The sequence below is a fragment of the Nibrella saemangeumensis genome, from assembly GCF_039541915.1.
In the GTDB taxonomy this organism is placed as follows: domain Bacteria; phylum Bacteroidota; class Bacteroidia; order Cytophagales; family Spirosomataceae; genus Nibrella; species Nibrella saemangeumensis.
Genome location: NZ_BAABHD010000083.1, coordinates 86189 through 108185, shown reverse-complemented (window position 1 = coordinate 108185; position 21997 = coordinate 86189). Strand labels below are relative to the sequence as shown.

Genomic DNA, 21997 nt, shown 5'->3' with positions numbered 1-21997 from the left:
ACAATTCTTGAACACAAATCTGTTTTAGCCCGTATATTTACTTAGCATTATCGGGCATTAACAATGTGCCCAGGTGGTAACATGAAATTTATAATACAACAAGAAGGGCTACCAGACCAAAGCTCCGTTTATGAAGTCATTGCCCGGGCGTTTGAGCGGGAAGACGAAAGTCGCCTGGTTAATCGAATGCGCCAGAGCAATGCGTTTGTTCCGGAACTGTCGCTGGTGGCTATGTATGAACAAAAAATTGTCGGCCATATTCTTTTCTCGAAGATTATCATTCACAATCAGCTTCGGATAACACCCTCTCTGGCGCTGGCTCCCTTAGCAGTTGAACCTGACTTTCAACGCCAGGGAGTTGGTAGCCTGCTGGTCCGTGAAGGATTGAAGCGAAGCCGTGAACTTGGTTTTACCTCCGTAGTCGTGCTTGGTCATGAGCATTATTACCCACGCTTTGAATTCATCCCCACTACCAAATGGGGTATCCGACCACCGTTTCAGGTACCGGCCGAAGTCTTTATGGCCGTAGAGCTGGTGAAAGATAGTCTGTCCGGTATACAGGGGACCGTTCGATATCCAGACGATTTTTTCGAGTAAAATATGCCTTTAGCCGTCTCTTATAAGTACACGTATTTATCTATACAGCTTTGCAGACGGTCACTCTTCAGGCCCCCGGCCAGCTTCATTACCACGAATCTACGTTTGACGCTACGTTACTACCCGGAGAGGCCCTCGTCCGAATCCATCGTATTGGTGTCTGCGGAACCGATTTGCATGCGTACCGGGGTCGCCAGCCATTCTTTACCTATCCTCGCATTCTGGGCCATGAACTTGGCGTTGAGGTTATCGAATTAGCCGATGAGGCTTCGACTCTGCAAATTGGCAGCCGGTGTTCGGTAGAACCCTATCTGAACTGCGGCCACTGCATTGCCTGCCGGCGCGGTAAGACCAACTGCTGCGCAAGCCTCCAGGTATTGGGCGTGCATACCGACGGCGGTATGCGCGAATACCTGAAGGTGCCCGTCCACAAGCTCCACCCCTCGCTTACCCTCTCATACGAACAACTCGCCCTCGTTGAAACCCTGGCCATTGGGGCTCATGCGGTTGAACGGGCCGGGCTGACGCCCCAGGATACCGTATTGGTAATCGGTGCTGGTCCTATCGGTCTTTCGGTAATCGAGTTTGTAAAATTGGCCGGCGTTCCGCTGGTCGTGACCGACCGGGAGGAAACCCGCCTTGCCTTTTGTCGTTCACAGCTGGGCGTGGCGCAAACATTACCGGCCAATGAGGACTTGCCGGTGCGTTTGCCGGAGTGCCTGAACGGTGATCTGCCAACCGTAGTCTTCGATGCTACCGGAAATCCGGCCTCGATGATGAAAGCCTTCGACTTTGTCGCGCAGGGCGGCAAGCTGGTTTACGTTGGGCTGTTTCAGGGTGACGTTACCTTTCAGGACCCTATGTTTCACCGGAAAGAAATCACCCTGATGGCCAGCCGAAACGCCTTGCCGGGCACGTTCACGACCATCATCCGGGCCATGGAGGCCGGCAGACTGGACACAACCCCCTGGATCACGCACCGGAGTTCACTGACGGCCGTTGCCGGAAGTTTTCCGGGCTGGCTGGAGCCCGGTAGCGGTGTCGTTAAAGCCATGATCGATCTCTCTTAACCGGCTTTAATGGTGCAGTCACTGGATATGGTTTGTCCAACTGCCTGAAGATGCTTTACTTCGCACCCGAATTTGTTTATGAATCACCTGCTGCATGTATCTTCTTGGATTTGACGTTGGAAGTTCGTCCGTAAAAGCCTGTCTGCTGGAAGCCGAAACCGGCACCGCCGTTGCTTCTGCTTTTTTTCCCGAAACCGAAATGGTTATTGAAGCCCCTGAACCGGGCTTTGCCGAACAGCACCCGGATGCCTGGTGGCAAAATGCCTGTCTGGCGTCGAAAGCAGTGCTCGCTAAGGCTACTGTTCCGCCGCAGGATGTCAAGGCCATCGGCATTTCGTACCAGATGCACGGGCTGGTGGTGGTGGATAAAAATCTAAACGTGCTGCGGCCGTCCATCATCTGGTGCGACAGCCGGGCCGTTTCGTATGGCAATCAGGCTTTTGAAGCGCTTGGCCGGGACAAGAGCCTAACGCACCTGCTGAACTCACCGGGCAACTTCACAGCTGCCAAACTGGCCTGGGTGAAAGCCAACGAGCCCGGTATTTATACCGAGGTGGATAAGTTCATGCTTCCCGGCGATTATATAGCGGCCCGCATGACCGGCGACATCGTGACGACCCCCTCCGGCTTATCGGAAGGTATTCTGTGGGATTTCCTGGAAAACCGTCCGGCCGAGTTTCTGATGCACTATTACGGGTTCGACGCATCACTGGTACCCACGATAAAACCAACATTTTCGGAACAGGGCCGCCTGACCGGGTCGGCAGCCGCCGAGCTGGGTCTGGCCCACGGTACACCCGTTACCTACCGTGCCGGCGACCAGCCCAACAATGCGCTTTCGCTGAATGTACTTGATCCGGGCGAGATTGCCGCTACGGCCGGTACGTCGGGCGTCGTATATGGCGTGAGTGAGCAGGCCAAGTTCGACCCACAATCGCGGGTAAATACCTTTCTGCACGTCAACCACACAGCCGATGCGCCCCGGTACGGTGTGCTGCTCTGCGTAAACGGAACCGGTATCCTGAACAGCTGGCTGCGCAATCAGGTGCTGCGGGGTTCGGTCAGCTACGCCGAAATGAATGATATAGCCGCCCATTCACCAGTTGGGGCCGACGGCCTGGTGTGTCTTCCCTTTGGTAACGGAGCCGAGCGGGTACTGGAGAACCGCGATCTGGGGGCAACGTTCCAGGGTCTGCAACTAACTCGCCACGGTCTGCCACACCTGATCCGGGCAGCTCAGGAAGGTATCGTCTTTGCGCTCTACTACGGCATTCAGGTGATGGAGCAGGTGGGCGTAGGGCTGAAAACGATCCGGGCGGGCGAAGCCAATATGTTCCTGAGCCCTATCTTCGGCGATACGCTGGCCAATCTGACTGGTGCCGAAATTGAACTCTACAACACCGATGGTGCTCAGGGAGCGGCCCGTGGGGCCGGTTTGGGGCTTGGCCTTTATAAGAATCGCAACGAAGCGTTTACCGGCCTGAAAGTCGTGCGGACCATAGACGCCGACATCCGCGACAAAGATCGCTACCAGGATGCGTACGGACGGTGGCTGGATCAGCTCTCCCCTGTTATGAAGTGAAATAATCCGGATAAAATCTCCTGGCAAAAGGAGATAAAGCCGATTGCCTGTCTTTAGTCTAAAATTAGCGTTAAAGCGTATGTCACAACTTAGTCTCACATTAGGCGAAAAGGAGTACTTCCCATTTGTTAAGGAAGCGATCAAATACGAAGGCCGCGAGTCGGATAACCCCCTGGCGTTTAAATGGTACGATGCCAACCGTCCCATTATGGGCAAACCCATGAAAGACCTTTTCCGGTTTGCTGTTGCCTACTGGCATACCTTCTGCGGAACCGGGGCTGACCCCTTCGGGCCCGGTGTGAAGCACTTTCCCTGGGATGCTAACGCCGACCGGCTGGCGGCCGCGCACGACAAAATGGATGCGGCTTTTGAGTTCATCACCAAAATGGGCATGGAGTTCTACTGTTTCCATGATGTGGATGTAGCCCCCGAAGGCAACTCCAATAGTGAATTCGAGAGCAACTTCCGTAAGATTGTCGATTACGCCAAGCAAAAGCAGCAGGCCAGTGGCGTAAAACTGCTGTGGGGTACGGCTAACCTGTTTTCGCACGAGCGTTACATGAATGGCGCTTCAACTAACCCTGACTTTCACGTACTGGCGCACGCGGGCTGGCAGGTGAAAAACGCCATCGACGCCACTATCGAACTGGGCGGTTCCGGCTATACGTTCTGGGGAGGCCGTGAAGGGTATATGTCGCTGCTGAATACCAATATGAAGCGGGAAACGGAGAACCTGGGCCGGTTCCTGCAAATCAGCCGCGACTACGCCCGCAAGCAGGGCTTTAAAGGTGCTTTCTACATTGAGCCGAAGCCGATGGAGCCCAGTAAGCACCAGTATGATTTCGATGCGGCTACGGTAATTGGTTTCCTGCGGCAGTTTGGCCTGGAAAACGATTTTGAGTTAAACCTCGAAACCAACCATGCTACCCTGGCCAACCATACATTCGCCCACGAATTGCAGGTAGCCGCCGATGCCAATATGCTGGGCAGCATCGATGCCAACCGGGGCGACTACCAGAACGGCTGGGATACCGACCAGTTCCCCGTCGATCTCTACGAACTCACCGAAGCGATGCTGGTAATTCTGGAAGCCGGTGGCCTGAAATCTGGCGGGGTGAACTTCGATGCCAAGACGCGCCGGAACTCAACCGACCTGGAAGATATTTTCATCGCCCATATCGCTGGTATGGACGCCTTTGCCCGTGCAGCCATCACGGCCGAAACAATCCTGAACAAGTCGCAGTACAAGAAACTCCGTACAAACCGCTACGCCAGCTACGACAGTGGTGAAGGGGCCCGTTTTGAGAAGGGTGAACTGACGCTGGACGACCTGCGAAACTATGCGATGCAGAATGGGGAGCCTAAGCAGATTAGCGGTAAGCAGGAACTGTTCGAGATGATTATTAACCAGTACATCTGATTCCTGACTATCTCGTTCATCAATAGAATAAACAAAAATGGGTCTACCAGGCAAACCGTCTGTGTAAACCCATTTTTGTTTATTTCAACTTACTCCTATATTGAGTCACTTCATGACTAAACGGCATATCTCATGCAACTATTCATTGGCATAGGCGGCCCTGAAATTCTGCTTGGATTACTCCTTCTTGGCTTAGTTATCATACTGCCACTTATTGCTGTCATTGATGTGCTGCGTAGTAAATTCCGAAGCGATACAGATAAGATTATTTGGCTCTTAGTTATATTGTTTCTGCCATTCTTTGGCTCTATTTTATACTTTATCATTGGTCGCAAACAACGCATTGAATGAAAGCCATTTTGCTTATCAGCAGCTTATTCCTTAGTTCCATTGCCCTAGCCCAATCCGGCGAGGAGCAGACCGTCCGTGCCACCATCACGCAAATGTTTGATGGAATGCGGAAAGCTGATACTACCTTGTTTAAGGCGGTATTTGCTCCCAATGCTACGCTGCAAAGTGTTATTAAAAACAAGGAAGGTGTCGTATCGGTACGGCAGGAGGCTATTCCTGGTTTTATAGCATCAGTAGGTAAGCAAACTGCCGGTGCCCTTGATGAGCGCCTTTCGGGGATGGATATAAAGATTGACGGTGAATTAGCCACTGCTTGGACACCGTATACTTTCTACTACAACAAGCAGAAAAGCCACTGTGGCGTCAATGTCTTCACCCTGGTTAAACTGAACGGCATCTGGAAAATTCAGAATATCATCGACACCCGTCGACGCGAGAACTGCCCTGATTTGTAATGTACGGGTTAGCTTCTAGCTGGCTTGGCCGGGGCATCTGGCGCATCAATAGCTAAAAGCTCAGTACTTCTATCCAGCCATTTACATTTCCATGAAATCCTGCTGCCTCCTTCTCATCCTCGTTTTTTCCTCATCCCTATTTGCCCAATCCGCGCTCCACATTCAACTTGATCAGATCACCCGTTCTGCAAACGGGCGCGTAGGCATAGCCGCCACCATAGTTGAAACCGACAAGTCGATAGATTTGCATGGTAATGAGCGGTTTCCCATGCAGAGTGTCTACAAACTGCCCATCAGCATGGCTGTACTGCAGCGGGTGGATCAGGGAACTTTAAAACTGGATCAACCTGTCCGGGTAGAAAAGCGCGACTATGTCTCGCCCGCTCAACACAGCCCTATTCGTGACAAATACCCAAATGGTACCGAACTCACATTAAGCGAACTGCTCCGGTATAATGTTTCCGAAAGCGACGGCAGCGCCTGTGATGTACTGTTACGCCTGCTTGACGGTCCACAGACCGTTATGCGGTATCTGCACGGTATCGGGGTTAAAAACATGATTGTGGCGAATACCGAAAAGGAGATCGGTAGCGATAATGCCGTACAATATCGCAACTGGAGTACGCCCAACGATGCCGTTATCATGCTCAAAGCCTTGCAGGAAGGGCGCACATTGTCTAAAAGCAGCCGTGACCTGCTGTTTCGGTGGATCACCGCAACGCCGACGGGTATGCAACGCATCAAAGCGCTTTTACCAAAAGGCACTCTGGTAGCCCACAAAACAGGTTCTTCCAGAACGTTAAACGGAATTACGGCAGCCACCAATAACATCGGCCTCATCACTCTACCCAACGGGCAGCACATAGCCCTGGCAGTTTTTGTCTCCGATTCAAAAGCAGACGATGCCGTACGGGATGAGGTAATTGCCAAAACAGCCCGGGCCATTTGGGACGCCTGGAGCCCGGTTCCTCCAAAATAACGTACAACTACCGAAATTTTCGGGCCACTCTCATTAGGTAAGCAGCGGGTTAGCCTTATTCCGGTATATTGACCGTACTAACCCTGATCCCAGTGAAAGCCTTTACATTAATCCTCTCCCTTGTTTTGAGTACACTGTTATACCAAACCGGTGCTGGTCAAACTACCACCCGACCGAAAGCTGGTATTGAAAAAGCTATATTCGGTCAATTCCCCGACGGTCGCCAGGCCGACCTGTTTACCCTGCGCAATGCCGCCGGTATGGAAGTGCAAATCACTAACTATGGCGGCTATATCGTTTCCTGGACGGCTCCGGACCGGACAGGCAAACAGGAAAGCATTACCCTAAACGTTCCTACCTTCGCTGATTACCTGAAAGGTACCCCGTCATTCGGACCCATTATCGGGCGGTTCGGCAACCGGATTGCCAAAGGGAAATTTACACTGGACGGGCAGGAATACACCCTGGCGGCCAACAGTGGCGGCAACCACATCCACGGTGGCCGGGTCGGCTTTGACAAAAAGCTCTGGACCGCCACACCGGTGCAAGGGGCAGAACCAGCGTTGAGGTTAAGCTATACCTCGCCCGATGGGGAAGAAGGTTACCCCGGTACGCTAGCCGTAAATGTTACCTACACCCTCCAGAAAGATAACGCTCTTCGCATCGATTACAAAGCCACGACCGATAAGCCGACTGTCATTAACCTGACCAACCACGCCTATTTCAACCTGTCGGGCATGAAGCGCGATGTACTTGGTCATGTGCTGAGCATAAACGCCGACCAGTACCTGCCTACCGATAAAAGTCAAATTCCGACCGGCGAGCTGCAACCTGTGTCCGGAACACCGTTCGACTTTACAAAACCGACCGTAGTGGGTGCCCGCATCAACGATACCACACATACGCAGATTCGGTACGGCCACGGCTACGACCACTGCTTTGTGTTTACCGATAAATCGAATAAGCTAAAGCTGGGCGCTACCGTTTATGATCCGGAGAGCGGTCGCTTTATGGAAATGTATACTACTGAGCCGGCCGTACAGCTCTATACAGGCAATCACCTGAACGGGCGGGTAACGGGCAAAGAAGGTATCGCCTATGGCCGTCGCTTTGGGCTGTGTCTGGAGACACAGCACTTCCCCGACTCGCCTAACCACCCGAATTTTCCGAGTACGGCGCTGCGGCCGGGGCAGACGTACAATTCAACAACTGTATATAAGTTTTCCGTAAAGTAGCCGCCACTACTCGTTCTGCCAGTTTGGGTGGCGCTTTTCCAGAAAAGCTGCCATACCCTCTTTGGCATCGGTGGTCTGCTGAATCTGCTGGAACTGCTCGTACAGGAATGCCTGACGCTGATCGGGAGCCAGGCTTTTTAGCTGCTGGTAGGCCCGCAGACCAAACTGTATGGCTTTCGGCGAAAACTGCTTCAGCTCCTGCACTAGCCGGCGTACGGCATTGTCCAGGTTCTCGGCTTCGGCCACTTCAGTGACTAAACCCAGCTGCAAGGCTCTGCTCGCCGGAATCGATCGGGCACGGAGGCAAAGATCCAGCACCGTGCGGGCTGGCATAAGGTCGAGCAGGCTGGCCATTACCTGGAACGGAAACAAGCCTCGCTTCACTTCGGGCAGACTGAACGATGCCGAATCAACCGCTACCACATAGTTGCAGCCGGCGACCAGCAAAAATCCCCCTGCATAGACAGACCCCTGCACACGAGCAATACAGGGCTTGTGGACACTGGCAAAAAGCTCAGCCAGCCGGACCGGTCCGGCGGGTTCCGGCACCAGGTTACAATCGATTTCAGCTTCTGCCCCCTCTGCGGGTTGCGATAAACTTTGCAGGTCCATGCCTGCGCAAAACACATCGCCCTTTGCGCCGAGGACTATCATCCATACCGCTTTCTCGTAGTGAGCATAGGTTAAAGCAAAAGCTAACTCATTGAGCATTGCCGGATTCAGCGCATTTTTTTTCTCGGGCCGGTTCAGGGTCAGGGTTAAGACATGGTCATCGAGATGAGCCAGGATGTACCGGAAAGAATGGTTATGAAAACTAGCGGTTTGATGCTGTGTGTAGAGCATAAGCGTTGCGGATAATCGTTCAATAAAAAAGGTGTAACGGGTATACGGCGGAATATACTTTTTGAGTTGAAAAGTCGTACTCTTTCCTCTCAAACGCTCCTGACCATGAAAACTGCTACATTGATTGCCTTGTTTTGTCTGCTAACGATCCGTGTTTTGGGTACACACCTGATGGGTGGGTATATTCAAGTCAAGAAAACAGCCTCCTCAACACTGGAGTATGAGTACAATGTCATTCTGTTTCTAAACACGGGAGAAGGTAACGATGCCTCTACGCAACAAGAACAGGTGTCACTCTGTTTTGGCGACGGCACTACCGGCCAGGCGATGCGCATCAGCCGGCAACCGCTGGAGCAGAATCGCAATATAGGTATCCATATCTACCGGGCCACGCACACGTACGCCGGACCAGGTGCTTATACGGCATCCGCATCGGTCAACAACCGTACGCCTGTTCGAAACCTCACAGATGCGGTAAATAAGGCGTACTTTATGTCTACAACATTTTCCACCAACCTATCGAACAGCACACCCGTTCTAGGCATTCCGGCCAATGGTTTCAGCGCAGCCGCTAACCAACGTACCACGTTTAATTTACGGTCTACTGATACCGATGGCGATAGTCTTGTTTATTCTCTGGCTTACCCCTTAACCAGTATCCCTGCTCAAATGGGGGGTGCATGCGCCCAGAATGTATCAACGATTTATCCGTTCCAGTTCCCGAACGATGTTACCCAGCGCGGTACGTTTAAATTGAACAGCCGCACGGGTGACCTTGTCTGGGACGCTCCCGTTGAAGTGGGTAGGTTCAGTTTTGCCATGAGTATTGAAGAATGGCGTAACGGAACCAAGATTGGTACCACCCTATACGAAATGATTATTATAGTCGAGGATAGAAATAGTCAACCGGGTACCCTCCCTCCCTATGAATCGGCTTTTACCGGTCCTGTAATTACCAGTCTGGCACCAGGATACCCTAATGAGGACATTCACATTTCGGTATTTCCAAACCCTACCTCCGACCGCGTTCAGGTACGCGTCAGCAGCCGACGGGCGTCAACGCTAAAACTTCAAATGATGAGTAGCAATGGCCGTGTTCTGGGCGAATGCAGTTCAGCCAGCCCCGAAGCAGAACATCTGTCGGAATTTGGTATGGTTAATTTACCTACGGGCTTGTATCTGCTCCGAACAGAGATCGGCGGACGGAGTTACATGCAGAAGATTGTGAAGCAGTAGCAGCTACAGCAACTGTTTCCAGGTACCTTTGATGCGGTTGTATTTAAGGGTACTGGGCAGGGCTTTCCACCAATACTTGTTCAGCTCTACGGCAAAGGACGGCTGCATGTAGCAATTGATGGCGCAGCCCTCACAGGCCGGTAGACGCCCCTCGAGTGCCACAAGCTTTTGCACCTCCTGCGAGCGGTAGAGGTCGTATAGCTGACCGTCAATGGAAAACTCCTTCAAACCAAGGTGGTAACAGGGCAGTACCAGTTTGTTTTCGGGAGAGATAACGAGCGTAGTACTGCCAGCCTTGCAAATCGGATTATCGATGTGGTTGCCACCATCCCGACGCAGGGAAATGAAGGCGTCGTTGAGGTAAACATTCTTCTGCCGTCCCCACCAGGTCATCTGCTGCAGCGCCTTTTCGGAAAACCGCCCGCCGGTCTCTACGGCATTGTATTCAAAAACAGGGTTGAGAATGAGCACCAGATTGTTGGGCAGACAGATTTCCTCGTGCAGTTGCTTGATCTGGTGGACGTTGTGTTCGAAGACGGTAAACAGAATATCGGGCCGCTCCCCGAGTTGCTTCGCCCGGGCAATAGACTCCATCACCTTGTCAAAGCACTTAATACCCCGCGAGCGGTCATGCTCCTCGGCAACGGGAGAGTCGAGCGAGAAATGCAGCATGTCCACCAGCCCACGTAGTCGCTCCGCGTATTTGGGATACAGCAGGCCGTTGGTCGTTAAGGTCGTAACAAAACCCGCCTGTTTAGCCTCTCTGAGCAGTAAATCAAGCTGACGGTGCAATAGCGGCTCTCCGCCGGTAAAATCAATCACTTTGACGCCCAGCCGCTTCAGGTCGCGTAGGTTATCTCGCACGTTCTCTACCGTCACATACGGCGATGGCCGCTCCCAGATGTCACAAAAACTACAGGTCGCATTGCAGCGATACGTCACGTAATAATTGCAGAGAACGGGATGGGAAACTAAGCGCATGGAGCCGGGGGCCGGGAACCGGGAGCGTGGGGCAGAGCTTTTACCCCCTGCTCCACACCCCATGCCACCGGCTATTGAAGCATTTGCAGCAGACTGGATACTTTGTCTTTGAGGTCTTTGCGGTCGACGATAAAGTCGAGAAAGCCGTGCTCAAGAACAAATTCGGCACTCTGGAAACCTTTGGGCAGGTCTTTGCCGATGGTTTCGCGGATCACGCGGGGCCCGGCAAAACCGATTAGAGCCTCCGGTTCAGCAATATTGAAGTCGCCCAGCATGGCAAAAGAGGCTGTAACCCCGCCGGTAGTAGGGTCGGTCAACAGCGATATGTAGGGAATTTGCGCTTCGGACAGCAACGCCAGCTTGGCCGATGTTTTGGCCATTTGCATGAGCGAGAAACCGGCTTCCATCATCCGGGCCCCACCCGATCGGGAGATCATCAGGAAAGGCGTCTTCGTCTGTAACGAGTGGTCAATCGCTCTGGCAATCTTCTCACCTACCACCGAGCCCATTGAACCGCCGATAAAGCCGAAGTCCATACAGGCAATGGTAATGTCCACCTCGTTCATCTTTCCGTACGCTGTGCGGACGGCATCTTTCAAACCTGTTTTCTTGATGGTCGAGCGGACCCTGTCGGGATAGGTTTTGGTATCGGTAAACGTCAGCGGATCGGCCGAAATCATGTCGGCGTCCAGTTCAGTGAACTGATTATTATCGAACAGCAGACCAAAGTACGCTTCGGAACCTATTTTTTCGTGGTAGTTACAATGCACGCAGGTATAGGCATTCAGTTTATGCTCCCGCGTATGCATGATTTTTTTACAGTTCGGACATTGGTACCACAATCCGTCGGGGGCCTCCCGCTTCATCTCAGTTGGGGTAATAATGCCTTTTTCTTTGCGTATGAACCAGGACATGTATCAGCTTGCAGTTTAACGTGTTTAGTCTGCGCTTAATAATAACTTAACACCATTGGCAATAGGGATGCAAAGATACCATAAAATTGAGTTGAACAACTACAGCAGTAGGTAGTACTTTCGACGACCCGGTTCAAACCGCTCAATGGCGTAGCGGAGGGCCGTTCGGGGCATCTGCCGGATATGGTCATGCAAAAACTCCTCCAGCGCTTCCGGATTCCGTTTACCCACCTCCCGCAACATCCAGCCCGTAGCTTTGTGAATCAGATCATGTTTGTGATTCAATAACAACTCCGCAATGGCGAACGTGTCGGCCAGCTGATTTCTGCGGATAAAAGCAAGAGTAGACACAATGGCAATGCGCTGGCTCCAAAGATGGTCCTGCCGCGCCAGATCATACAGAATGGAGCGATCCTGATCCAGCAGGTAGTTCCCAATCACTTCCGGGCAGGTTACATCCACCAAATCCCAGTTGTTGATGTATGTCCGGTTGGCCAAATATCGCTGGGCAACGGCTTCCCGCTGGATTGCACCGGCAAGGGCCGCTCCAGCTTTTTTACACTGGTACGTCCAGATGAGCAGCCCCGTCATCCTGACTTCGTGGTAAGGATCATGGATCAAGTACTCTACCTCATCCGTTGAGAGGTGCAGGTACTGACGGGCTATCTCCCGCTGCTGCGGCATGGTCAGGCCCAGAAACTGATCACCCTCGCCATACTGGCCGGATCCGGTCTTGAAAAATCGCGCTACCAGCGGAGCCCGCTCAGGATCAGCTAGGGCATGAATGGCCTGTTGGACATCGTCTACTTTGATCATTCGTACGTTGAACTTATTTACCAGTGGGTTGTTATGAAAAAACCGGTAGCTGTTTGTCTGTTGTGCTACCCAGAATTGTCTACCGACCGCCTGTATGAATCCCGTTGACAGTCCAGCCTTTACGGACGATACAATTATTGTCATTGTCGGTACCAACCGGCGCAACTCCCTGACCAAACACATCGCTTACTACTACCAGCAGATCCTCAACAAGCATCACGCCGACAGTTATTTGCTCGACCTCAGCGGTTTACCGGCCGATTTTACCGCTACCGCGCTGTACGAAAATACAGGAAAGAATCCGGAATTTAACCATTATAAAAACATTGTTGAACGGGCCAAAAAGATGGTTTTCATCGTGCCTGAGTATAATAATTCCTACCCGGGCGTGCTAAAAGCGTTTATCGACGGCATGAGTTACCCAAGCGGACTTTCCAACAAAAAGATAGCTCTCGTTGGTTTATCAGCTGGTCACCAGGGCGGTGCGCTGGCGCTGAGCCACCTCAATGACATATTTAGCTACCTGGGGTCAAACACGCTGGCGTTGCGGGTAAAACTGGCCCAAATCAAAACTTATTGGAAGGGAGACAGTATTCAGCATGAACTTTATAATGAGCTACTCCACCAGCAGGCCCGCCAAATTATAGCGTTTTAAAGATGACATAAAAAAGCCCCCGAGCAGTCGGGGGCTTCTGATAAATCTATAAACAGATTAATCGTTGAGCCGCATTCGCACCAGTTCATTCTCGGCACCAAGCGGCAATTCGTGCAGGTTAACTTTATGACGCTGGTACGTTGGAGTGTCCAGCTCCCGCTCTGTATAGCGATTGTTCAGAAAGCCATTAATCATCTGCTGAATCTGTACACTGTCTTCCGGCCGTTCCTCGGCGATGAGGACATCGGCAAAGGAGTGCATATTATTAATGGTTGAGGTGGGTGCGTGTACAAATACCGGATTAGTCGGTGTTACCCGCTCTCTTTCAGCAGAAGATACCATCTCCATGGGATCAACTCCTACCAGTTCCTCCTCCGGCTCTTCTGACTCGCTGAGTTCAACCTCATCTACTACTGGATCCTCTTCCGGTTCCGGCTCGGGAGTAAGTTCAACAACCGGTTTGCCAAGCGATTCCTTAAACTCGTTCATCGTGTCAAAACCGGCAGCAATGACCGTTACCCGTAGTCTGGGCCCCAGGCTATCGTCAAAGATGGCTCCCAGCTTGAACATCCGGGCTTCTTCGCCAATTTTGGACAGAATATAGTCCGAAATGACTGTCTGCTCGTCAAGGGTTACTTCATACTCGGAACTGGACGAAATCGTCAGCAGAATTCGTTTGGCTCCGCGAATGTCACGGTCATTCAGCAACGGTGAGTTCAGCGCTTCCTGAATAGCCTGCAGAGCTCGCTCCTCGCCCTCGGCATCTGCCGAGCCCATTACCGACTGACCGGCATTCTGTAACACCTTCTTCACGTCCATGAAGTCAGCGTTGACATCGCCCCGTGTCGTAATGATCTCCGCGATGCTTTTAACCGCCGTCGCCAGCACGTTGTCGGCATGGGCAAAGGCTTTGCGCAACGGCAGCTTACCGTAGAGTTCAGCGAGTTTATCATTCAGCACCACTAGTACAGTATCGCAGCTCTTTTTGAGCAGTTCAATACCCTTCATGGCCTGTTCTTTTTTGTCGCTTCCTTCATATTTGTAAGGAGCCGTTACAATAGCCACGGTCAGCAAACCCATTTCACGCGCCAGCTGAGCCACTACGGGAGCTGCACCCGTACCGGTTCCCCCGCCCATACCAGCCGTAATAAAGACCATTTCAACGGGTTTGCCCAACAGATGCCGCAGGTCTTCAATGCTTGCTTCGGCCGCTTCTCTGCCTACTTCGGGGTCGGTTCCGGCCCCTAAGCCAGCCCCCAGTTGCAACCTGGTTTTCACGGGACTACTCAACAAGGCCTGCCGGTCTGTATTACAAACGGCAAAGTCAACGTCTTTGATCTCCATCTCCACCATGTGCTTAACGGCATTACTCCCCCCCCCGCCTACACCAATTACTTTGATGATCGGCTGGTTGTCGTCCGGGATTTCATACGTATAGCCGTGATCCAGCATAATATTGTTAGCTAATGAATGGTCTGTCTTTTCTCTTGCTATGTACTAAAAACCGGCCCACCAGAGCCGGTCTCACGTGTACTCGGTTAGTAGGTCTCTGTATTGCCGATGTCGTCGTTGAGGAAACGCTTGACCGCTCCCCAGACCCGGACACCGAATCCTTCTTTCTTTTCCGGCTCTTTTACCTTCTCTTTTTCGCGACCGTACGATTCCTCCTTGCGCCCGTAAACCGGATTCTGAGGGGCAGAAACCATGGGACGAGGTTCCACCTGGCGGCCGGGATCACTCACAAACGAGATTCGTTCATCCAGTTGTTTGAAGCCTGCCCAGACTAACCCCAATGCGGTAGCATAGGCGGGGTCGCCTACCAGATCAGCTCTGGGGTTATGCTCCAGCTGGTCCGGATAGCCAATGCGTACATCCATGCCGGTTACGCGCTGAAATATACGCTCGATACCCGGCACTGATGCGGTGCCGCCGGTAAGGACAATGCCCCCCAGTAGTTTGTGCTCGTACCCCGATCGGATGATTTCGGCCTGCACCATAGCCGCAATCTCTTTGAGCCGCTCCTCCATAATGATGGCTACATTCTTCAGCAGCACATCTTTGGGCTGACGGCCAACCAGGCCCGGTACCGAAACCACCTCGTTGCGCTTCACTTCCGTCGGATCGGCATTGCCAAACTTGGTTTTCAACAGCTCAGCCTGGTGCGGCAGCACCTTACACCCTTCCTGAATATCAGCCGTTAACGTGTTTCCCGCCCAGGGGAATACCGTCATGTGCCGAAGTACGTTCCGGTGATAGATGGCCAGATCAGTAGTGCCCCCGCCAATATCGACCAGGGCCACGCCCGCTTCCCGTTCCTCGCTGGTGAGAACAGCCAGACTGGATGCTAAGGGCGACAGCAGCATCTGCTCGCGTTTAATACGACCATTATCAGCGCGCTCCACACACTTTCGGGTGTTGGTAGCGGCATTGGTTTGCGCCGTAATAATCTGAAATTCCGCCCCGAGCTTCACCCCGTTACGTCCCACGGGATCTTCGACCCCCAGTTCGTTATCGACGGTAAAATCCATGGGCAGGACATGAACGATTTCCATACCGGCGGGAATGACCGTTCGGTACATATCTCCCAGCAGATGATTGATGTCGGTAGTGGTTACCTCATCACCGGGAGAGCTGCGGGTAATGCTGCCGCTCTGGCGACGGGCTGCTATATGCTGCCCGCTAAAATTGACGTTGACAACCTGAATATCGAGATCGGACTGGTTAGCCGCTTCCGAAATAGCCTGTTCAATTGCCCGTGCAGTTTTGGTAATATTGACTACCGAGCCCTTGTTAACACCGTCCGAAGCGGCCCGGCCTACACCGAGCACTTCGATCGTTGCGTGATCTTTGTTGCGAACCAGCCGCCCGGCAACAGCACACACCTTGGTGCTGCCAATATCGAGCCCTACCACAATCTTTTCGTCCGTCATTGTCTTTATTCGCACACAATTTGGTTACGGTACTGAACACTTACTCGTTTATACGCCTGGGCACCATTCAGGGGTAACACGTGTTTATAAAATACTTTTAACTTTTTAAATTTTGTCTCAACATCAGTCGGCTCGCCAATTTCGATCTGATGCTCTCCCACCTGCGGAAACAGAATAACCTCTCCGTTTCGATCCACCTCCAACTCAGCGACCTGTGCCCGCCAGAACGGGTCAGCATGGATAAACCGGAGCAGGTTCAGCAGCGGTTGTGTCTTTTCGGTGGACAGTGAACGCCGGTTCTCAAAATACCCTCCGGTTACTAAAGGCACCCGTGCCGAGTAATTCATGGATAAGGCAAAAAACCGTCCTTCTTCACTGATATACCGTCCCGATGCCGTCCGGAGTCCGTTTCCCGAAGTAATTAGTCGGGCCAGGGGCCGGGGTTGCTCTATATCGACGATCAGGTTACCGCTTAAATCACGCGATAGCTGGCATTTGCTGATCAGGCCATATTGCGCCAACCGTTTTTCCAGTTCCCGCAGGTCAATGTCGGTAAACAGGTCTCCTACGATAGGGTCTGTACCATCCCTGGTCAGGTAACGCTTTACGTCCCGCTGGCTCAAAAACCGGTGGCCGTCAAGCTCTTTAATCCGGACGATAATAGCCTGACAACGCTTCTGATTATGTCTGACTTCGGTAAAAGCCAGCAAACCTAAGAGCAATAATCCGGCTCCCAGCGTCCATAACCACGTTTTTTTTACTCCTAATGTAGAAAACATCTGTAAATAAGCTAGCTGCGCATACAGATAAATTTATTCATTGGTTAGTAATTGGCCTTTTATACCCTCCAGCATCTGGTCAATGTCACCGGCACCGATGGTTACAACCAATTCTGTTGGGCTTTCCCGCAAAACGGCTAACAACTCGTCTTTGGTGCATTGCCGCTTACTTTTCGAGTATACGTTCCGAAATATGATGTCTGATGTCACACCCTCCATCGGTAATTCACGTGCCGGGTAAATGTCCAGCAAAATCACATGGTCGGCCAGCGACAGGCTTTCGGCGAATCCTTCGGCAAAGTCACGCGTTCGCGAAAACAGGTGCGGCTGAAAAATCGCTGTAAGCTCCCGATTCGGGTATAAAGCTTTTACCGAAGACAGAAACGCCTGGATTTCGGTTGGGTGATGAGCATAATCATCAATAAATACCACTTTCTCCGACTTGAGATGGTACTCAAACCGGCGCTTTACTCCCCGGTAGCTGTTCAGCGCATCACGGATGGCAGCCGGAGCTACCCCCAGTTCAAGCGCTACAGCCGAGGCTGCAATGGCATTCTCAACGTTATGAAAACCGGGTACTGTTAATCGGATATCGGAGATAACGCCCTGCGGATACATCAGGTCAAACACGAAGCAGGCATCGTCGATCCGCAGGTTGCGACTGTAGTAGTCGCCCTCCTCCAACGCGAACTCGCGCGACTCCGCCTTTGTTTGTCCGGCCAGTCCTAAACCTTTTTTCTGGAACAGCACGCCCTCAGGCTTTATCTGGTTAACGTAAGCCCCAAACGAGTCTAGCAGGGCATTGCGGTCACCATAAATGTCGAGGTGGTCGGCATCGGTCGACGTCACGATTGCCAGGTGCGGATACAGGGTCAGAAACGACCGGTCAAACTCATCCGCTTCTACCACGCATACCACAGATGACAGGTCCTCGGCCGGCTCGTTGAGCAGGAAATTGGTCCCGTAATTTTGGGTGATACCGCCCAGGAAAGCTGCGCAGTTTACCCCGGCATGACGCAAGATATGCGCCACCATCGAGGAGGTAGTCGTCTTCCCGTGGGTTCCGGCTACGCCTACGGTTTTCATCTGCCCTGCCAGTAAACCAAGCACTTGCGAGCGTTTCTGCAGCGTAAAGCCGTTTTCGGTCAGGTATATGTATTCTTTGTGGGTCTTCGGAACGGCGGGTGTATAGATCACCAGGGTTTCGGCCGGGTTTTGCCGGAAAGCGGCTGGTATCTTTTCAACATCTTCGTCGAAGTGAATTACCATGCCTTCCTGTTGCAGGGCCTCCGTCAGCGGAGTAGGTGTCCGGTCATAGCCGGCAACCGGGTAGCCATTGACCCCAAACCAGCGGGCCAGAGCACTCATGCCGATACCCCCAATACCCAGAAAATAGACGTATTTAACGGAATCTAAACTCAAATTTTTAGCAATTTTCGGTATGACTACTCGTCCCCGGCAATTTCAGAAAAGTGGCTGAAAGGCCTCTAAACAATTTATTAAATGGTACTTTTTAAAGTTCGGCCAGATTCAGCACCGCTTCGGCAATCTGGCGGCCGGCATCCGGCTTAGCCAGCTTTATAATATTCTTACTTAGCTCCTGCTGCTGGGCGGGGTTGTTAATTAGTGCCAGCGTGGCCGTAATCAATTCAGTCCGGGCGGCCCGGTCGCCAATGAGCAGGGCCGCGTTATGCTCCACCAGGCTCATCGCGTTTTTTGTCTGGTGATCGTCCGTAGCCGCCGGAAACGGCACCAGAATCGCCGGCTTACCGACCAGACACAACTCCGACACCGACAACGCGCCCGCCCGCGATACCACCACATCGGCGACACCATAGGCCTTATCCATTTCGTAGATGAAGTCATACGGTTTGATGAGCGGAGAGCCGGCTTCTGCTGCGGCCTTCCGTGCCCGTTCGATAAACTGCGGGCCCGTTTGCCACACCACCTGGATACCGGCGTCGATAAAGCGGGAAAGCCCCTGCTCCATGGTCTCGTTCAGGGTGCGGGCGCCCTGACTCCCGCCAATCACCAGCAGCGTTTGCCGTCCGGGCTCCAGCCCAAATGCCTGCTGGCCGACTTCGCGTTGCTGCGCGGCAAACTGGATGTCTTTCCGTACCGGATTACCCGTTGTGATAATCTTATCGGCTGGAAAGAACTTGTCCATACCGGGATACGCCACACAGATGGTTTTGGCCCAGCGGGACAACAGCTTATTGGTCAGTCCGGCGTAGGAGTTCTGCTCCTGAATTAAGGTTGGAATACCTTTTAACGATGCCGCCAGCAGCAGCGGTCCGCTTGCGTAGCCCCCAACCCCTACGGCTACGTTGGGCTTAAACTCCCGGATAATCTGCTGCGCCTTCATAAAGCTGCGCCCCAGCTTCACCGGAAAGGCCAGGTTCTCCAGCGTCAGCTCCCGTTTAATACCCACCACCGGCAGGCCCACAATCTTATAACCCGCTTTTGGTACCTTCTCCATCTCCATCTTCCCCTCCGCCCCGACGAACAGAATGTCAATGGCTGGATCAATAGCCTTGAGTTCGTTGGCGATGGCAATGGCCGGATAGATGTGTCCTCCCGTTCCGCCCCCACTTATGATTACACGCATTTTTTTAAAGTCTACTAGATATTACTTTCATCCGCTTCGTCGCGGCTCACGCTGAGTACAATACCGATAGCCGTGCCTGTGAAAAGCAACGATGTGCCGCCCATACTGAGCAACGGCAAGGGTAAACCGGTTACCGGCACCAGCCCAACGGCTACCGACATGTTGATAATCGCCTGCAAGACGATACTGAAGGTTAGTCCGGCAGACAGTAGCCCACCGAATGGGCGGGTGCTTTTTCGGATCGCTCGCATACCCCGCGCCAGCAGCCAGATGTAGGCAGCCACGGTAAGTAGCCCACCGATCAGGCCATATTCTTCGACGATGATGGCAAAAATGAAGTCGGAGTATGGGTGAGGCAGAAAGTTGCGCTGGTGGCTGTTGCCGGGTCCCTGACCCTGTATACCGCCGTTGGCTAAGGCAATGTAGGACTGCTCTACCTGGTAATCTATTTTTTCGGTATTACTGAAGCGCTCCAGACGGCCTTTTACCGTTTCGAAGCGTTGCCCCAGGAACAAAGCCAATCCACCAACTATCACGCAAAAGACAACCATGCCGATCAGGTATCGTACCGGCACCCGGCCGATGTACATCAGGAGAAAGCAGGTTATACCCAGCAATACTGCGGTAGAGGTATTGGTTAACACTATTAAGGCGCAGATGATACCGATCCAGCCAATCATGTTGACCAGTACCTGCGGATCGTACTTGATCCGCTGCCGCTTCGCCAGCATGGCGGCCAGATTGGCTATTAAAGCCAGCTTGGCTAAGTCAGATGGTTGAAATGTCTGGTTAATAACCGGGATGGTTATCCAGCGGGAGGCATCGTTGAGGTTGGTTCCGTTGAAGTACGCCCAGATCAGTAATGGAACCGATAACCACATGCCGAATTTAGAAAGCCGGGCGTAATGCACGTAGTTGAACCGGTGGGCGATGTACATGCACGCTAAACCAGCTACAACCAGCGAACCGTGCTTAAACAGGTATAGTTCGGTATTGCCTTCCATCTTCTGATAGGCAATGGTGCCTGTTGCACTGTACACCACCAGTACGCTCAGGATTGATAGAAACAGGACAATCCACCAGATCTGGCGGTCGCCTTTCAGGTGGTCTTTTGCCCAGTCGCGAAGAGATAAGGTCATAGTGCGTTTAGTTAGCGATCGACTGTACGGCTTCTTTAAACTGATTGCCCCGGTCTTCGTAGTTGCGGAACAGATCGAAACTGGCGCAAGCGGGTGACAGCAGCACCATATCGCCCGGTTGCCCCCATTCCAACCCTTTAGCCACGGCGTCTTTCACATCCTGCGTTTCGTACAGAATGGGTACGATGCCGGTGAAATACTCCGTTAATTTACGATTATCTTTTCCCAGGCAAATTAAGCCTTTCACTTTCTGACGCACCAGCCCATCCAGCTGGCTATAATCATTGCCTTTGTCGAGGCCGCCGGCAATCCAGATAACGGGTTCTTCCATACTGGCCAGGGCGTAAAATACCGAGTCAACATTGGTGGCTTTGGAGTCGTTGATGAACGCTACACCATTGACGGTACCAGCCGGTTCGAGCCGGTGGGATGCATTTTTGAATGTTCTTAGCCCTTCGGCGATCGCGTCACTGTCTACGCCCACAGACTGGGCCGCCAAAACTGCCGATAGCATGTTAATGGCGTTATGTGGACCTTTCAGCGGCAGTTCGGCCATATCCAGTTCAAAAGACAGTGACCGATTGTGGGCAATCAGCCGGCTATTCTGTAAGTATCCGCCGGGATTGATAGCCTGCTCCAGCGAGACAGGGAGCCGGTTTACTTCCGGGGAGCGTTTTGCCAGTTCATCAGCTACGGCCGGGCTCTCCTGGAAGTAGATAAAGTCGTCCTGCGGCTGCATGTTCTGCAGGATGCGAAATTTGGAGTTGACGTAATTCTGGAAGGTGTATTCGTACCGGTCGAGGTGGTCGGGGGTGATGTTCAGCAGAATGGCCGTGTGCAGCCGGGTCCGGTACATATCGTCCAGTTGAAAGCTGCTTAGCTCCAGTACGTAATAGTCGAACGTATCGTCGATTACCTGTTTGGCAAAGCTGTCGCCAATGTTGCCGGCCAGTCCCACGTTCAACCCCGCTGTTTTCAGCAGGTGGTAGGTCAGCAGCGTAGTGGTTGTTTTGCCATTACTCCCCGTAATACCGATTAGCTTAGCCCTGGTGTAACGGGCGGCCAGTTCAATTTCTGAGACAACGGGAATGCCCTTGGCTTTTAGTTGCTTTACCAGGGGGACCTTTTCCGGTATGCCGGGACTTTTTACTACTTCATCAGCCTCCAGGATACGCTCTTCAGTATGCTGTTCCTCTTCAAAGGGAATACCGGCTTCGCGCAGAATGGAGCGGTATTTTTCCAGCAACTGACCTTTGTCGGACAAAAATACCTCGAAGCCTTTTGCCTGAGCCAGCAGGGCGGCTCCGACTCCACTTTCACCACCGCCTAAAACAACTAATTTCTGCGCTGCCATGCCGTTCCGGTTTGATTAACTTGGTTTGGGTCGGCAAAAATAAACGAATAGTA

21 protein-coding genes are annotated in these 21997 nt (G+C 52.5%); 10 read left to right on the top strand and 11 right to left on the bottom strand.

The window, feature by feature from the left end:
* Window positions 1-81: 81 nt before the first annotated feature.
* The 8 genes from ABD949_RS26660 to ABD949_RS26625 all read left to right on the top strand — a co-directional run bounded on the left by ABD949_RS26660 (window position 82) and on the right by ABD949_RS26625 (window position 7689).
* Entirely contained in the window at window positions 82-597 is a 516-nt protein-coding gene (locus ABD949_RS26660; protein WP_345248834.1) for a GNAT family N-acetyltransferase, read from the top strand.
* Window positions 598-647: 50 nt separating this feature from the next.
* Entirely contained in the window at window positions 648-1667 is a 1020-nt protein-coding gene (locus ABD949_RS26655) for a zinc-binding alcohol dehydrogenase family protein (RefSeq protein WP_345248832.1), read from the top strand.
* Between the two features lie 94 nt (window positions 1668-1761).
* Window positions 1762-3249: a xylulokinase gene (locus ABD949_RS26650; protein WP_345248830.1), complete on the top strand. Its 1488-nt coding sequence runs from the start codon at window positions 1762-1764 to the stop codon at window positions 3247-3249.
* 79 nt (window positions 3250-3328) lie between these two features.
* The gene (gene xylA / locus ABD949_RS26645; RefSeq protein WP_345248828.1) at window positions 3329-4669 is read left to right on the top strand and encodes a xylose isomerase; all 1341 of its coding nucleotides are present in this window, start codon (window positions 3329-3331) and stop codon (window positions 4667-4669) included.
* A 132-nt stretch (window positions 4670-4801) separates the two neighbouring features.
* The gene (locus ABD949_RS26640) at window positions 4802-5020 is read left to right on the top strand and encodes a PLD nuclease N-terminal domain-containing protein (RefSeq protein WP_345248826.1); all 219 of its coding nucleotides are present in this window, start codon (window positions 4802-4804) and stop codon (window positions 5018-5020) included.
* Window positions 5017-5475, top strand: coding sequence for a nuclear transport factor 2 family protein (locus tag ABD949_RS26635; RefSeq protein ID WP_345248824.1), 459 nt, complete (start codon window positions 5017-5019; stop codon window positions 5473-5475). Before ABD949_RS26640 ends, ABD949_RS26635 begins: the two co-directional genes overlap by 4 nt.
* Window positions 5476-5680: 205 nt before the next feature.
* A complete protein-coding gene (gene bla / locus ABD949_RS26630) occupies window positions 5681-6454 on the top strand; it encodes a class A beta-lactamase (protein WP_486348254.1) in 774 nt (257 codons plus the stop codon).
* Between the two features lie 125 nt (window positions 6455-6579).
* On the top strand, window positions 6580-7689 hold the full coding sequence (locus ABD949_RS26625) for an aldose epimerase family protein (protein ID WP_345248821.1): 1110 nt from the start codon (window positions 6580-6582) through the stop codon (window positions 7687-7689).
* Between the two features lie 6 nt (window positions 7690-7695).
* On the opposite strand, the gene ABD949_RS26620 is transcribed toward ABD949_RS26625, so the two are convergent.
* Entirely contained in the window at window positions 7696-8532 is an 837-nt protein-coding gene (locus ABD949_RS26620) for an enoyl-CoA hydratase-related protein (protein WP_345248819.1), read from the bottom strand.
* 105 nt (window positions 8533-8637) lie between these two features.
* Between ABD949_RS26620 and ABD949_RS26615 the strand changes: the two genes are divergently transcribed.
* Window positions 8638-9768, top strand: coding sequence for a T9SS type A sorting domain-containing protein (locus ABD949_RS26615; protein WP_345248817.1), 1131 nt, complete (start codon window positions 8638-8640; stop codon window positions 9766-9768).
* A gap of 3 nt (window positions 9769-9771) precedes the next feature.
* Here the strand turns inward: ABD949_RS26615 and ABD949_RS26610 are convergent, their stop codons facing one another.
* From ABD949_RS26610 to ABD949_RS26600, 3 genes are all read right to left on the bottom strand, one after another.
* Window positions 9772-10749 carry a radical SAM protein gene (locus ABD949_RS26610; RefSeq protein WP_345248815.1) on the bottom strand — a complete coding sequence of 326 codons (978 nt, stop codon included), beginning with the start codon at window positions 10747-10749 and terminating at the stop codon, window positions 9772-9774.
* 71 nt (window positions 10750-10820) lie between these two features.
* Window positions 10821-11663 carry an acetyl-CoA carboxylase, carboxyltransferase subunit beta gene (gene accD / locus ABD949_RS26605; RefSeq protein WP_345248813.1) on the bottom strand — a complete coding sequence of 281 codons (843 nt, stop codon included), beginning with the start codon at window positions 11661-11663 and terminating at the stop codon, window positions 10821-10823.
* 99 nt (window positions 11664-11762) lie between these two features.
* Window positions 11763-12479 carry a DNA alkylation repair protein gene (locus ABD949_RS26600; protein WP_345248811.1) on the bottom strand — a complete coding sequence of 239 codons (717 nt, stop codon included), beginning with the start codon at window positions 12477-12479 and terminating at the stop codon, window positions 11763-11765.
* A 94-nt stretch (window positions 12480-12573) separates the two neighbouring features.
* Here ABD949_RS26600 and ABD949_RS26595 point away from each other — a divergent pair, with 94 nt between their 5' ends.
* On the top strand, window positions 12574-13134 hold the full coding sequence (locus ABD949_RS26595) for an NADPH-dependent FMN reductase (RefSeq protein WP_345248809.1): 561 nt from the start codon (window positions 12574-12576) through the stop codon (window positions 13132-13134).
* Between the two features lie 57 nt (window positions 13135-13191).
* Here the strand turns inward: ABD949_RS26595 and ftsZ are convergent, their stop codons facing one another.
* The 7 genes from ftsZ to murD form a co-directional block, all read right to left on the bottom strand.
* Entirely contained in the window at window positions 13192-14586 is a 1395-nt protein-coding gene (gene ftsZ, locus ABD949_RS26590; RefSeq protein ID WP_345248807.1) for a cell division protein FtsZ, read from the bottom strand.
* 86 nt (window positions 14587-14672) lie between these two features.
* The gene (gene ftsA, locus ABD949_RS26585; protein WP_345249263.1) at window positions 14673-16064 is read right to left on the bottom strand and encodes a cell division protein FtsA; all 1392 of its coding nucleotides are present in this window, start codon (window positions 16062-16064) and stop codon (window positions 14673-14675) included.
* Between the two features lie 5 nt (window positions 16065-16069).
* Window positions 16070-16843 carry a cell division protein FtsQ/DivIB gene (locus tag ABD949_RS26580; protein ID WP_345248805.1) on the bottom strand — a complete coding sequence of 258 codons (774 nt, stop codon included), beginning with the start codon at window positions 16841-16843 and terminating at the stop codon, window positions 16070-16072.
* Between the two features lie 33 nt (window positions 16844-16876).
* Window positions 16877-18265 carry a UDP-N-acetylmuramate--L-alanine ligase gene (murC, locus tag ABD949_RS26575; protein WP_345248803.1) on the bottom strand — a complete coding sequence of 463 codons (1389 nt, stop codon included), beginning with the start codon at window positions 18263-18265 and terminating at the stop codon, window positions 16877-16879.
* A 91-nt stretch (window positions 18266-18356) separates the two neighbouring features.
* A complete protein-coding gene (gene murG / locus ABD949_RS26570; RefSeq protein WP_345248802.1) occupies window positions 18357-19451 on the bottom strand; it encodes an undecaprenyldiphospho-muramoylpentapeptide beta-N-acetylglucosaminyltransferase in 1095 nt (364 codons plus the stop codon).
* A 14-nt stretch (window positions 19452-19465) separates the two neighbouring features.
* The gene (locus ABD949_RS26565; protein WP_345248801.1) at window positions 19466-20590 is read right to left on the bottom strand and encodes an FtsW/RodA/SpoVE family cell cycle protein; all 1125 of its coding nucleotides are present in this window, start codon (window positions 20588-20590) and stop codon (window positions 19466-19468) included.
* A gap of 7 nt (window positions 20591-20597) precedes the next feature.
* The gene (gene murD, locus ABD949_RS26560) at window positions 20598-21944 is read right to left on the bottom strand and encodes a UDP-N-acetylmuramoyl-L-alanine--D-glutamate ligase (RefSeq protein WP_345248800.1); all 1347 of its coding nucleotides are present in this window, start codon (window positions 21942-21944) and stop codon (window positions 20598-20600) included.
* Window positions 21945-21997 lie beyond the last annotated feature (53 nt).